Here is a 12,755-nt window from a genome sequence, read left to right on the forward strand (position 1 = left end):
GGGTGTTTCCGTGGAGACGCAGCAGGCACCGACCACCGGACGCAAGCGCATGCCCCGAGCCGAGCGGGAACGCCAGATCCTCGCCGTCGCCGAGCAGGTGTTCGCGGCAGACGGCTACCAGGGCACGTCCATGGACGACATCGCGGCACGGGTCGGCCTGTCCAAGCCGATGCTCTACGAGTACTTCGGCTCCAAAGAAGGGCTGCTGCTCGCCTGCCTGCAACGGGCCAAGCGCGAGCTGCTGGAAGCGACCACGGTCGCGGCGGCCGGCGCAGCCACCCCCGAGCAACTGCTGCACGACTGCCTGCTGGCCTTCTTCAAGTTCAGCGACGACCACGCCCAGGCCTGGGCGCTGCTGCGCAACGAGTCCGCGGTGCCGAGCTCATCGGTGAGCAGCGAGCTGGAATCGATCCGCATGCAGCAGATGGAGTTCACGTCGGGACTGATGGGCGCCGCGCGCCCCGACCTCGATCCGGTGCAGTTGGAGGCGTTCGCGGAGGCGATCATCGGCGCTTGCGAACGCCTCGCCCTGTGGCGGGACCGCCGCCCGGAAATCACCGCCGAACAGGCCACCGGACACCTGATGGCCCTGTTCGCCCCGAGCCTCACCCCGGTCCCCTGACACCACCCGCCCGCAACGCGGCCCAGCCGCCGACTGCCCCCCGGGGCGCCGGTTGAAGCATGGGAACCTTCCTGTCACTCCACGCCGAGCCCACGCCCGCGCCCTTGGAGCATGGGAACCTTCCTGTCATCCGCCCCCGAGCTGGAACGCCACGCGGTGTTGTCGGTGCGAGATCGCGGGGCCGGAGTGCCGAGGCAGCAGGGGCAGAGATTCTGACCTGAGCAGCGGGTCACGCCTCTCGAATTTCACTCGTTCGAGCGGTGATCGGAAGTTGAGAGTCAAGATCCACCGGACGTTCTCCGATACCGAGTCAGCCGTGCCAACACGCCAGACCCAAGGAGAACAGTTTGCGCCCCTGGACCACGCGCACAGTAAAGGCAGCCGTTGTGGCCGCGGGGTTCGCCGCAGTCGGAACCGGTGCCGCCTCTGCCGCGGAGAGCACCGGCCTCCCGAAGCCGGACCTGTCGTCCGTTCCGGACAACATCGGGGTCCGCGCCCCGTTGAACGCCTGCCAGATGCAGAACGGCCCCGGGTACAGCCCGACGAAGGCTCCGTGCGCGGACACCCAGCTGTACGCGAACACCCCGAACCTGGTTAAGAAGGTGGGCGCGGACATCACCACCACCGCCCACGGGATTGGCGGTGAGATGCGGGACGGCCGCCCGGTGCTCGCGCCCGGCAAGCCGAACCGGGTGCTCGGCCACGTCTTCGCCGAGACCACCCGCGTCGAGCAGATGACGAAGACCCGCCCGACCATCGGCGGCTCGGTGACCCCGGACCACCTCGGTGTGGCCTCCGAACGCATTCCGGAAGCCACGCTGCTGGACGCCGAGGTGGGGCCGCGCGAGCCCGGGCACCAGGGCATGTCCACGCTGGACACCGCGGTCGAGCTGACCGCGGCCCAGGGCTACGCGACGGAACCGCTGGCCAATCCGGTCGGCGCGGTCGCCCCCGCTCTGCAGCGCAATCCGCTGCAGAACTCCGGCGAGCAGGTCGCCCTGCCGCAGCCCGAGAAGCTCGTGCCTGCGCTCGAGAAGACCCCGGTGACGTCGGAGCTCAACAGCGGCCTCGGCGGCGGCGCGAGGGATGTCGCGCAGCAGGTCACCGGCAGCCTTCCGAATGCTCCGGTGCACCGGATCACCGGCCAGCTCCCGTCAGTCGGCGACGTGGCCCGCGCGCTGCGCTGAGCACGATCGGATCAAGTGGTCCCGGACAACGTTCCGGGACCACTTTTTCTTTTTCGAGCAACGAACAAGTAACGCTCCACAATGGATTTCTCACTCCATCGTGGGAACTTGCCGGAACACGCCCGGAGCGGTTCGACTTGCGTGCGGGCATGGCGCAAACTCTGCCGCGCGGTCGCCGTTGCACGGGGCCTGTTCCCGCGTTTTCCCGGTCGCCGCATGGGATGAACCCGCAATGTTCAGTCACCTAAGGAGAAGCACAGTGCGTACCGGTGCTCGTATTGCTGGTGTTGCCGCGGCCGCCGCTGCGATGATGGCCATCGCCTCCCCGGCCTTCGCCGACAGCGCGAACAACAATGGCATCAACCTGCTGGACGACAACAACGTCAGCGCCGTTCCGGTGCAGTTGTGCGGCAACAACGTTGCCGTCGCCGGCGCCGTGGTCCCGATCCTGTCGCCGCAGATCAACCACTGCGTCAACGCGCCGATCATCGACCACCTCAAGCGCTGAGCAGGACCAGCGGAAAAGGCGCCGGGCCTGCGTTGGCCCGGCGCCTTTTCACGTCCGCGAGTTCGCCTGCTACGAAGCCTCTCCCGTCATGCCGCCGTGGCGGCGACGATGTCCCCGTCGGGTTCGCCGAGGTCGAACGGCTCCCCCGCCTCTGCGCGGCGGACCAGGGAGGCCGGCGGCTCGAACCGCTCGCCGTAGCGTTCCGCCAGTTCCCGGCAGCGCGCGACGAATCCGGCCAGCCCGCCCGAGTAGCCGTTCATGTACTGCACGACTCCGCCGGTCCAGGCGGGGAACCCGATGCCGAAGATCGAGCCGATGTTGGCGTCCGGCACCGACCGCAGCACGCCCTCGTCGAGGCACTTGACCGTTTCCAGCGCCTCCACGAACAGCATCCGCTCCTTGAGGTCGGTCAGGCTCACCTCGGACGGATCACGCTCGGCCGCGCCGAAGTGCTCGGCCAGTCCCGGCCACAACCCGACCCGCTTGCCGTCGGCGTAGTCGTAGAAGCCGGCGCCGCTGGAGCGGCCCTTGCGGTCGAACTCGTCGACCATGCGGTCCAGCACCAGCTCGGCCGGGTGCGGAGTCCAGGTCCCGCCGGCGGCCTCGACGGCACGCCTGCTCTCGTCGCGGATCTTGCGCGGCAGCGTCAAGGTCAGCTCGTCGAACAGCTGCAGGACGGGCGCCGGGAATCCGGCCTGCGCGGAGGCCTGCTCGATGGACGCCGGGTGCACGCCTTCGGCGAGCATCGAGACGCCCTCGTTGACGTACGTGCCGATGACGCGGCTGGTGAAGAAGCCGCGGCTGTCGTTGACCACGATCGGCGTCTTGTTGATCTGCTGCACCACGTCGAACGCGCGCGCCAGGGCCCGGTCGCTGGTGTGCTCGCCGCAGATGATCTCGACCAGCGGCATCTTGTCGACCGGGGAGAAGAAGTGCAGGCCGATGAAGTCCTCTCGGCGGTGCACGCCCTCGGCGAGGTCGGTGATCGGCAGCGTGGAGGTGTTGGAGGCGATCAGCGCGTCGCCGTCGATGACGTCCTGCACCTCCGAGTACACCTGGTGCTTGAGCTTCGGGTCCTCGAAGACGGCCTCGATGACCAGGTCGCAGCCGGTCAGCGGGTCGAGCTGGTCGGTGGGCGTGATCCGGGCCAGCAGCTCGTCCGCCTTGACCTGCGTCGAACGCCCCTTGGCGATGGCCTTCTCCAGCAGCTTCGCCGAGTAGTCCTTGCCCTTCTCGGCCGCCGCGAGCGAGATGTCCTTGAGCACGACCTGCATGCCGGCCTTGGCGCACACGTAGGCGATGCCCGCGCCCATCATGCCGCCGCCGAGCACCGCGACCTTCTTCGCGCGCCATTCGGGTTCGCCGGCCGGGCGGCTGCCACCTGAATTGATGTGCTGGAGGTCGAAGAAGAACGCCTTGCTCATGTTCTTGGCGGTCTGGCCGCAGACCAGCTCCACGAAGTAGCGGCCCTCGATGGCGAGCGCGGTGTCGAAGTCGACCTGCGCGCCTTCCACCGCGGCGGCGAGGATGTTGCGCGGGGCGGGCAGCGGCGCGCCCTTGAGCTGCTTGCGGAGGTTGGCGGGGAAGGCCGGGAGGTTGGCCGCGAACTTCGGGTTCGACGGCGTGCCACCGGGAATCTTGTGTCCCGGCCGGTCCCAGGGTTGTGCCGCCTCGGGGTTGGCCTTGATCCAGTCCTTGGCGGCCGCGATCAGCTGCTCCGGCGTGTCGACGAGCTCGTCGACGATGCCGGTCTCCGCGGCCTTCTCCGGGCGCAGCCGCTGGCCCTGCAGGAGCACGTTCAGCAGGGCGTCGGCGATGCCGAGCAGGCGGACCGTGCGGACCACGCCGCCGGCGCCGGGCAGCAGGCCGAGGGTGACCTCGGGGAAACCGAAGCGGGCCTCGGGGTCCTTCAGCGCGATGCGGTGGTGGCAGGCCAGCGCGATCTCCAGGCCGCCGCCGAGGGCGGTGCCGTTGAGCGCGGCGACCACCGGCACGCCGAGGGTTTCGAGGCGGCGGAGATGCCGCTTGACGCCGGTGGTGGTTTCGGCGACCCGTTCGGCGTCGCCGGGGCGGGCCTGGACCAGCTCGCGCAGGTCACCGCCGGCGAAGAAGGTGCTCTTCGCGGAGGTGAGGACGACGCCGGTGATGTTGTCGCGCTCGGCTTCCAGGCGCTGCAGGGTTTCGTCCATGGAGCGCTGGTAGCGCTCGTTCATGGTGTTGGCCTGCTGCTGCGGGTCGTCCAGGGTCAGCACGACGATGCCGTCTGCGTCGGACTCCCAGCGGATGGTGTTCTGCTCGCTCATGTGTGATGTGTCCTTCAGCCGATCCGTTCGACGACAGTCGCGATCCCCATGCCGCCGCCGATGCACAGCGTGGCCAGGCCGTAGCGCTGGTTGCGGCGTTCCAGCTCATCGATGAGGGTGCCCAGGATCATCGCCCCGGTGGCGCCCAGCGGGTGGCCCATGGCGATGGCCCCGCCGTTGACGTTGACCTTGTCGTGGGCGACGCCGAATTCCTTCATGAACTTCAGCGGGACCGCGGCGAAGGCCTCGTTGATCTCGATCAGGTCGATCTGGTCGATGCTCAGGTCGGCCTTGGCCAGCGCCTTGCGGACCGCCGGGCCGGGGCCGGTCAGCATGATCGTCGGATCGGCGCCGCTGAGCGCCGCGGCGACGATCCGGGCGCGGGGGCGCAGCCCGGTGCGTTCGCCGAGGGATTCGCTGCCGATCAGCGCCAGCGCGGCGCCGTCGACGATGCCGGAGGAGTTGCCGGCCGTGTGGACGTGGTCGATGCGCTCCACCCAGTGGTACTTCTGCAGTGCGACGGCGTCGAATCCGCCGAGCTCGCCGATGTCGGCGAAGGACGACTTCAGCCCGCCGAGGCTGTCGGCGGTGGTGTTGGCGCGGATGTGTTCGTCGCGGTCGAGGACGGCGACGCCGTTGCGGTCGGTCACCGGGACCACGGAGCGGGCGAAGCGGCCGTCGGCCCAGGCCTTGGCCGCGCGGGTCTGCGACTCGGCGGCATAGGCATCCACAGTGGACCTATCGAAGCCTTCGATGGTGGCGATCAGGTCGGCGCCGATGCCCTGCGGCACGAAGGAGGTGGCGAAGTTCGTTTCGGGGTCCATCGCCCAGGCTCCGCCGTCGGAGCCCATCGATACCCGGGACATGGATTCGACGCCGCCGGCGAGCACGGCGTCCTCCCAGCCGGAACGCACCTTCTGGGCGGCGATGTTGACGGCCTCCAGGCCGGACGCGCAGAAGCGGTTGATCTGCACACCGCTGACGGTGTCGGGCAGGCCCGCGGCCAGCGCGGCGGTCTTGGCGATGTCGCCGCCCTGATCTGCGACGGGCGAGACCACGCCGAGCACGACGTCGTCGATCAGCGCGGGGTCCAGGTCCGGGTGGCGGCGCTGCAGCTCCTGGATGAGGCCCACCACCAGGCTGATCGGCTTCACCCCGTGCAGCGACCCGGTTTTCTTGCCGCGACCGCGTGGTGTGCGGATCGCGTCGTAGACGAACGCCTCGGACATGTGTGGCGTGCCTCCTCGTTGCGGCAGGTGCTCCACCCAGAGTGTGACACCAACACTGTCACAGTCAATGGGTGTGGGGCTTGCCGAGCGATCAGTTGTGCCCGGATGGGGGCTGGGGCGGTGCGAGCATGGGAACCTTCCTGTCATCCCGCCCCGAGCGGCGCCGGAGCGAAACCGGTCAGGAAGCCGACTCCACCTCGCTCAGCTGCTCGCGGAATCGGGCGCAGATCGCTTCCACTGCTGCTTCGTCCGGCATCGCGCTATCGGTGAACATCGCCATCTGCAGCTCCGGCCCGTAGCCGTCGAACCGTTCCATCAGGTCGCGGGTCGCGGGCTGCACGACGAAGTGGATGTGGCCGGGAGTGCCACCGGAATGCGACCACAAGCAGACGTAGACCTGCTCCGGGCGCACGACCTCCTCGACCGCTTCAGCGACGCGCCGCAGGAGCGGGCCGAGCTCCGCGCTCTCCGCATCGGTCAGCTCTGCGATGTACAGGACGTGGCGGAATGGCTTGACCAGCAGCGTTCCCACGCCCAGCGGGCCCACGCAGTGCTCCACCACCCTGGATTCGGTCTGGTGCACTCGGCCGCCCGGGAGCCTGGCCGCACCGTTGGAGAGGTCGCAGGCCAGGCACTCGCCCGATGCTTCACGCCGCGCATCCACAGCTCTGCCCCTCCCTGCCGGATCGACCGCGCTCGCGGCCGATCGCTGCGTGCCGGTGACAGGAAGGTTCCCATGCTCGCGTCCGCGCCTCAGGAATGACAGGAAGGTTCCCATGCTCCATGCGTGGTGACAGGAAAGTTCCCATGCTCGCAGCCGACGCCGCCCGGGTCGCAGAGAGGATGCTGCCGATCGAAGGGGGCACGGGCTCTCGCGCGCGAGCGGCAAGAGCCCTGCGAGGCCGGGGCGTCGGCCTCGCAGGGCTTCGGGTCAGCCGCGCAGGAGGGTCTCGACGCCCTGGCCGCGGATGGATGCGTCGAGCACCTGCACGGTGTGCGCCATCGCCAGGCGTTCGCCGCGGCGCTCGAGCGCCGTGCGGATCTGCATCGAGCACCCCGGGTTCGCCGTCACCAGCAGCTTCGCGCCGGTGGCGAGGACGTTCTCGGCCTTGCGATCGCCCAGTTCGCGCGCGGCCTCCGGCTGGAGCAGGTTGTAGACGCCTGCGGAGCCGCAGCACAGTTCGCCCCGGTTGATCTCCTTGAGCTCCAGCCCGGGGATCGCGCGCAGGAGTTCGCGCGGCTGCGACCGGATGCCCTGGCCGTGCGCCAGGTGGCAGGCATCGTGGTAGGCGATCTGCACGGGCAGCGGGTGGCGCTCGGCGACCGGGCCCAGCTCGGCGAGCAGTTCGGAGATGTCGCGCACCCGCGCGGAGAAGCGTTCCGCCCGCTCGGCGTATTCCGGGTCGTCCTGCAGCAGTCGCGGGTATTCCTTCAGCGTGGAGCCGCAGCCGGCCGAGTTGATGACGACGTAGTCCACGCCGGATTCTTCGAAGGCGTCCAGCAGCTGGCGGGCGAACTTCACCGCTTCGGGTTCGCGCCCGGAGTGCTCGCTGAGCGCGCCGCAGCAGCCCTGCGCCGGCGGGATGACGACGTCACAGCCTTCTGCGGAGAGGATGCGCGCCGTTGCCGCGTTGACGTCGGGGAAGAACGCGCTCTGCACGCAGCCGGTGATCATGCCGACGGTCGCGCGTCGCTTGCCGCGCGCCGGGATCCGGTTTCCCAGCTTCGGCGCGCGACTGATCGGCGGCGCCAGGGATTCCATCACCTGCAGCCCGTCCGGCAGCTTCGCCAGCAGCCCGGACCGCTTGAGCAGGTTGCCGATGCCGAGCCGCTGGTACAGCGCGAGCGGTCCGCGCATCGCCTTGAGGCGGCGTGGGTACGGGAACAGCGTGAAGATCGCCGTGCGCAGGAGTCGTTCCCAGCGTCCGCGCTGGTGGTTTCGTTCGACCTGGGCCCGCGTCTCGGTGATGAGCGTGCCGTACTGCACCCCGGACGGGCAGGCGGTCACGCAGGCCATGCAGCCGAGGCACGCGTCGAAGTGACCGACCATCGTATCGGTCATGGGCTCGCCTTCGAGCCCTTCCTTCATCAGGTAGATGCGCCCGCGCGGCGAGTCCATCTCCTCGCCCCACAGGTCGTAGGTAGGGCAGACGGGCAGGCAGAATCCACAGTGGACGCAGTCGTCGACGAGCTCGCGCTGCGGCGGGTGCAGCGCGTCGAAGGCGCCCGGGCGGGCCGGGGTCTCGGTCATCAGATTCCTCCCACGAACCGGCCGGGGGCGAGCCGGTGTTCCGGATCGAACTGGTCCTTGGTGCGACGCATCAGCGCCAGCAGTCCGGGCTCGATCGGCCCCCACGGGTCGATCGCGGCGTCCTGCGGCGCGCGGAGCAGTACCGCGTAGTCGCAGCTGGCGCGCAGCGCTTTGACGAGGTTGGCGACAGCGGCTGCGTCCGCGTCGCCGGGCAGCCCGGCGTTCAGCACGCCGAGTCCGGCGGCGCCGCGGATCGCCAGCGGCAGGCCCGCCGCGGCGGCGTCTTGCACGGCGCTGAGCAGTCGGGGCAGCGCGGTCGGCTTCGCGCCGAAGCGCAGACCGATCCCGCCGGCCGGGTCGAACGGGTATTGCCCCCACCACGACGGGGCCTGCTCCAGCACTTCCGCGCCGTGCCCGATGGCGGCGGCCAGCTCGACCGCGCGGTCGTGCGTGGCGGTGGGCCTGCCTTCGAGCTGCGCGCAGACCGTGATCGGCCCGCCTGGTTCGGCCCGGTCGAGTTCGATCGCGGTGGGCATCGCCTGGGAGTGCCGGACGATGTCGGCGGCGGTCGCGGCGCTTTCCGGTTCGTCGGCGGTGACCGTGATCCAGCGGTGCTCGGCGGCGACCGGGTGCAGCCGGAACACGGCTTCGGTGATCACCCCGAGCGTGCCGAAGGAGCCGGTGTAGAGCTTGCCGAGGTCGTAGCCCGCGACGTTCTTCACGACCTTGCCGCCCGCCGTGGTCACCGTGCCGTCGGCCCGCACGACCGTGATGCCGATCAGCAGGTCGCGCACCCCGCCGAAGAGGTGCCGGGACGGCCCTGCGGTTCCGGTCGCGATGATGCCGCCCAGCGTCGCCGTCGGCAGCGGCTGGTCGATCGCCAACTGCTGCCCGGTGGCGCGGGCAGCGCTGTTGACCTCGGCGATCGGCGTCCCGGCCAGGGCGTGCACCACGAGGTCGCCCGCGGCGTGGTCGACGATGCCGCTCGCGGCCGACACGTCGAGCAGCAGGTCCACGGCGTCCGGCGCGCAGCCCCAGCCGAGCTTGCTGCCCGATCCCCTGGGCACCACCCGCAGGCCGTGCTCGGCGGCGATCTTCATCGCCACCGACGTCCGCTCCGTTCCGTCCACGGTGGCCACCCAGTGCGGGCGGACGCCGGACACGGCGTCGGTCTCCGTCGCTTCACGCACGCAATCGGCGCCCAGCGCGGCCACCAGTGCTCCGTGCGCGGCGTCCTTGGTCGTAGTGGGCATCAGAACTGGTCCGCCAATCCCGCTTCGGTCAGTGGGTGCACGCCGCGCCGGGGCCCGGGCACTTCGCCGCAGAGCCTCGGCGTCGGGAAGACCTTGCCCGGGTTGCAGATTCCGACCGGGTCGAAGGCGCAGCGCACGCATTGCATGGTGTCCAGGTCATCGGCGGTGAACATCCGGCCCATGTACTTGACCTTGTCCGCGCCGACCCCGTGCTCGCCGGTGATGGAGCCGCCGTGCTCGATGCACAGGTCGAGGATCGCGCCGGAGACCGCTTCGGCGCGCTCGTTCGCGCCCGGCTCGGCATCGTCGAAGAGCACCAGCGGGTGCAGGTTCCCGTCTCCGGCGTGGAAGACGTTGGCGACCCGCACGCCCGATTCGGCGGACAGCCTGGCGATCCGGCCGAGCACCTCGGGCAGCGCAGTCCGCGGGATCACCCCGTCCTGCACGATGTAGTCGGGGCTGATGCGGCCCACCGCGGCGAACGCGGACTTGCGGCCCTTCCAGATCATCGCGCGTTCGTGATCATCGGCTGCGACCCGGATTTCGAACGCGCCGTGCGCCTCGCAGTGCCGCTTCACCTCGGTGAAGGTGTGCTCGACATCGGCCGCGGGGCCGTCGAGTTCGACGACCAGCACCGCGCCGGCGCCTTCCGGGTAGCCGCACTGCACGGCCTGTTCTGCGGCTTCGATGGCCAGCGCGTCCATCATCTCGATCGCCGCCGGGGTGACGCCGTCGGCGATGATCGCCGACACCGCCGCGCCCGCCTCGTCGGTGGACGGAAACCCGGCCAGCAGGGTCTGCACCGCTTCGGGTTTGCGCAGCAGCCGCACGGTGATCTTGGTGACCACGCCGAGGGTGCCTTCGCTGCCGATGACGGCGCCCAGCAGGTCGTAGCCTGGGGTTTCCCGCGCGTTGCCGCCGAGTTCGACGATGTCGCCGTCCGGGGTGACGACCTCGAGGGCGAGGATGTGGTTGGTGGTGAAGCCGTACTTCAGGCAGTGCGCGCCGCCGGAGTTCTCCGCGACGTTGCCGCCCACCGAGCAGACCTGCTGGCTGGACGGGTCCGGTGCGAAGTAGTAGCCCTGCGCGGCGACGGCCTTGGTGACGTCGAGGTTGATCACGCCCGGTTCGACGACGGCCCGCTCGTTGGCCAGGTCGATCTCCAGGATCCGCCGCATCTTCGAGGTCACCACGAGCACGCCGGAAGCGTGCGGGAGCGCCCCACCCGACAGTCCGGTGCCGGAACCTCGGGCGACGAACGGGACCTGGTGCTCGGCGCAGGTCCGGATGATCTCCTGGACCTGCTCGGCGGTTTCCGGCAGCACCACCAAGGCCGGCACGACCCGGTAGCTCGCCAGCCCGTCGCATTCGTAGGTGCGCAGCCGCTGCGGGTCGGTGATCACCGCGTTGGGCGGCAGTGCCGCGTGGAACCGCTGCACGACCTGGTCGAGCGCCGGCTCGGTCGCGGTGCTGGTCGACTGCATGCTCAGCCTCCCGGTTACTTCCGTTTTACGGAATGTCCCTTCCGGTCATCGGGAACCCTAGGTTGTTCACAACATAGATACAAGAAGTGGACAAGATGTTCCGCTACCGCGCACAGCACCAGGATCGCCCTCGGCTCCCGCCGTGACCAGGGCAAGGGAACCTTCCTGTCACTCCCACCGCAAGACGAGCCGCCGCCGGGCGAGAAATGACAGGAAGGTTCCCATCCTCACACCCTCCGGGCCGCCGGATGACAGGAAAGTTCCCATGCTCGCACCGCCGCGAATGCCGAGGTCCGGAGGCGAGCGCCGCAGACAACGGGACGAAAGCGGGAGACGTCTCAAAACGAGCGGAACCGAATACTTCTCATCAACGTCGAACGCGACGTAGGGTCGGCAACCAGTCAAATCACGCTGAGGGGAAGTGCCGCAGTGGGTGGCAATCTGCAGATGACGCCCGGGACGCTGACCGAGCACGGCTCCGGCTGCGAGAGCCTCGCCGACAAGTTCGGGCAGCTCTCTCAGCTTCTGGAGCAGGCGCGCACCGACGACCAGTGCTTCGGTCCGATCGGCAACGCCGTCGGCATCAGCGACAAGTACTTCGAAACCCTGCAGGGCTGCCAGGAGAGCGCCCAGAAGGCCCAGCAGTTCCTCACCGAGACCAAGCAGGCCCTCGAAGACACCGTCAAGGACTACGGCGAGACCGAGCAGCAGATCATCGAGATGCTGAACAAGGCCGGAGAGGGGCTCGCAGGATGACCGGCCCGGGGACTTTCACCGAGCTCAACCAGGGCGACTCCACCCGCAAGAACTGGGCCGAGCAGACCCTGACCCGCGGCTCCTCCATCGCCGGCGCCACCTCCGACCTGAAGGACGCGGCCGCCAACACCAACGGCGGCAGCCTCGCCGACGGCTCCGCCGCGCCCGAATGGACCTCCGCGGTCATCGCGGCACGCCAGGAACAGATGGACCTGCTGTCCAATCCCGGCCAGGCGCTGCTGGACAACGGCCTCGGCTTCCTGGTGTCGATCGTGATGACGCCGCTGATCGAGATCGCCGAGCAGGCCATCGGCGACCCCGAGCAGATGCGTGCCACCGGCAAGGGCTGGGAGGACGTCGCGAAGTGGCTCGACTCGGTCGCCGAGCAGGAGCCCCAGCGCGCTGAGGCGACCGCCGGGACGTGGGTCGGCCAGGACGGCGACGCCTTCCGCAAGCAGATGACCGAGTTCGGTGACGGGACCAAGGCCCTGGCGCAGGACGTCCGCGGGCTGAAGGAAACCCTGGACGGCATTGCGGACATGTTCGACATGTTCGTCGAGATGGTCATCAACATCCTCACCGAGCTGATCATCAGCCTGATCGTCCAGTGGCTCGCCGCGCTCGCCGCGTCGTGGATCACCGCGGGCGCCTCGGTGGGCGCGGCCGGTGCGACCACCACCGCGTCGGTCGGCATCACCGGTGGCCGGATCGCCACGCAGGTCGCCAAGATCCAGGCCCAGCTCTTCAAGTGGCTGAAGAAGCTCGAAGAGCTACTCAACAAGATGCGTGGCAAAGGTGGGTTGCAGAAGTTCCTGGCCAACCGGGTGTCCAAGAGCAAGGAGATCACCAACCCGGATGGCACGACGGGCTTCACCTCCAAGACCAGCAACTTGTTCATGGGCCGTCACGGGATGGGGAATACCGGCGAGGAAGCCTTGGCCGCCAACATCGGCGGTAAGGTGATCGGCGAGGCACTCGGCGGAAAAACCAGCCTGGGCAAGGCTGCACTGTCCGGCGTTGTGGAAACCGTCGAAGGACAAGCGGTCAAAGAGATCCCCAAGCAGATGTACGACCAGGCCAACCAGCGGATCAGCGGGCAGCTCTCGCCTGAGGAGAGCAAGGCTGCGCAGGAGAAGGGATTCTCGTGACCTGGCGGGAGCCG

General features: G+C 69.2%; 11 protein-coding genes. 5 read left to right on the forward strand and 6 right to left on the reverse strand.

The genetic code is table 11. The features are described from left to right. Positions 1–10 precede the first annotated feature (10 nt). The 3 genes from AC07EQ_RS22590 (at position 11) to AC07EQ_RS22600 (ending at position 2,317) form a co-directional block, all read left to right on the forward strand. On the forward strand, positions 11–622 hold the full coding sequence (locus AC07EQ_RS22590) for a TetR/AcrR family transcriptional regulator (RefSeq protein WP_358574540.1): 612 nt from the start codon (positions 11–13) through the stop codon (positions 620–622). A 386-nt stretch (positions 623–1,008) separates the two neighbouring features. Then, positions 1,009–1,809, forward strand: coding sequence for a hypothetical protein (locus AC07EQ_RS22595; RefSeq protein WP_478389890.1), 801 nt, complete (start codon positions 1,009–1,011; stop codon positions 1,807–1,809). Positions 1,810–2,068: 259 nt separating this feature from the next. Beyond that, positions 2,069–2,317 (forward strand): hypothetical protein, encoded by a 249-nt coding sequence (locus AC07EQ_RS22600; RefSeq protein ID WP_478389891.1) that lies wholly within the window; start codon positions 2,069–2,071, stop codon positions 2,315–2,317. A gap of 86 nt (positions 2,318–2,403) precedes the next feature. On the opposite strand, the gene AC07EQ_RS22605 is transcribed toward AC07EQ_RS22600, so the two are convergent. The 6 genes from AC07EQ_RS22605 to AC07EQ_RS22630 form a co-directional block, all read right to left on the reverse strand. Beyond that, positions 2,404–4,620: a 3-hydroxyacyl-CoA dehydrogenase NAD-binding domain-containing protein gene (locus AC07EQ_RS22605; protein WP_478389892.1), complete on the reverse strand. Its 2,217-nt coding sequence runs from the start codon at positions 4,618–4,620 to the stop codon at positions 2,404–2,406. Positions 4,621–4,634: 14 nt separating this feature from the next. Beyond that, complete coding sequence (locus AC07EQ_RS22610; RefSeq protein ID WP_478389893.1) at positions 4,635–5,849, reverse strand: acetyl-CoA C-acetyltransferase; 1,215 nt, start codon at positions 5,847–5,849, stop codon at positions 4,635–4,637. A gap of 178 nt (positions 5,850–6,027) precedes the next feature. Continuing rightward, positions 6,028–6,513, reverse strand: a complete 486-nt coding sequence (locus tag AC07EQ_RS22615) for an HIT family protein (protein ID WP_478389894.1) — start codon at positions 6,511–6,513, stop codon at positions 6,028–6,030. Between the two features lie 267 nt (positions 6,514–6,780). After that, positions 6,781–8,100: a glycolate oxidase subunit GlcF gene (gene glcF / locus AC07EQ_RS22620; protein ID WP_478389895.1), complete on the reverse strand. Its 1,320-nt coding sequence runs from the start codon at positions 8,098–8,100 to the stop codon at positions 6,781–6,783. Then, positions 8,100–9,353 (reverse strand): FAD-binding oxidoreductase, encoded by a 1,254-nt coding sequence (locus tag AC07EQ_RS22625; protein ID WP_478389896.1) that lies wholly within the window; start codon positions 9,351–9,353, stop codon positions 8,100–8,102. Before AC07EQ_RS22625 ends, glcF begins: the two co-directional genes overlap by 1 nt. Further along, positions 9,353–10,837: an FAD-linked oxidase C-terminal domain-containing protein gene (locus AC07EQ_RS22630; RefSeq protein WP_478389897.1), complete on the reverse strand. Its 1,485-nt coding sequence runs from the start codon at positions 10,835–10,837 to the stop codon at positions 9,353–9,355. The genes AC07EQ_RS22625 and AC07EQ_RS22630 overlap by 1 nt, the downstream gene beginning before the upstream one ends. Positions 10,838–11,266: 429 nt before the next feature. On the opposite strand from AC07EQ_RS22630, the gene AC07EQ_RS22635 reads away from it, so the two are divergent. Both AC07EQ_RS22635 and AC07EQ_RS22640 read left to right on the forward strand, forming a co-directional pair. Then, positions 11,267–11,593, forward strand: coding sequence for a hypothetical protein (locus AC07EQ_RS22635; protein WP_478389898.1), 327 nt, complete (start codon positions 11,267–11,269; stop codon positions 11,591–11,593). After that, positions 11,590–12,741 carry a WXG100 family type VII secretion target gene (locus AC07EQ_RS22640; RefSeq protein ID WP_478389899.1) on the forward strand — a complete coding sequence of 384 codons (1,152 nt, stop codon included), beginning with the start codon at positions 11,590–11,592 and terminating at the stop codon, positions 12,739–12,741. The genes AC07EQ_RS22635 and AC07EQ_RS22640 overlap by 4 nt, the downstream gene beginning before the upstream one ends. Positions 12,742–12,755: the final 14 nt, after the last annotated feature.

It is taken from the genome of Saccharopolyspora sp. NPDC045839, from assembly GCF_056431645.1.

Bases quoted from the DNA above. Each gene is read 5' to 3' on its own strand.
- AC07EQ_RS22625 (WP_478389896.1), bottom strand. From the start codon at position 9,353: ATGCCCACTACGACCAAGGACGCCGCGCACGGAGCACTGGTGGCCGCG.
- AC07EQ_RS22610 (WP_478389893.1), bottom strand. From the start codon at position 5,849: ATGTCCGAGGCGTTCGTCTACGACGCGATCCGCACACCACGCGGTCGC.
- AC07EQ_RS22640 (WP_478389899.1), top strand. From the start codon at position 11,590: ATGACCGGCCCGGGGACTTTCACCGAGCTCAACCAGGGCGACTCCACC.
- glcF (WP_478389895.1), bottom strand. From the start codon at position 8,100: ATGACCGAGACCCCGGCCCGCCCGGGCGCCTTCGACGCGCTGCACCCG.
- AC07EQ_RS22605 (WP_478389892.1), bottom strand. From the start codon at position 4,620: ATGAGCGAGCAGAACACCATCCGCTGGGAGTCCGACGCAGACGGCATC.
- AC07EQ_RS22630 (WP_478389897.1), bottom strand. From the start codon at position 10,837: ATGCAGTCGACCAGCACCGCGACCGAGCCGGCGCTCGACCAGGTCGTG.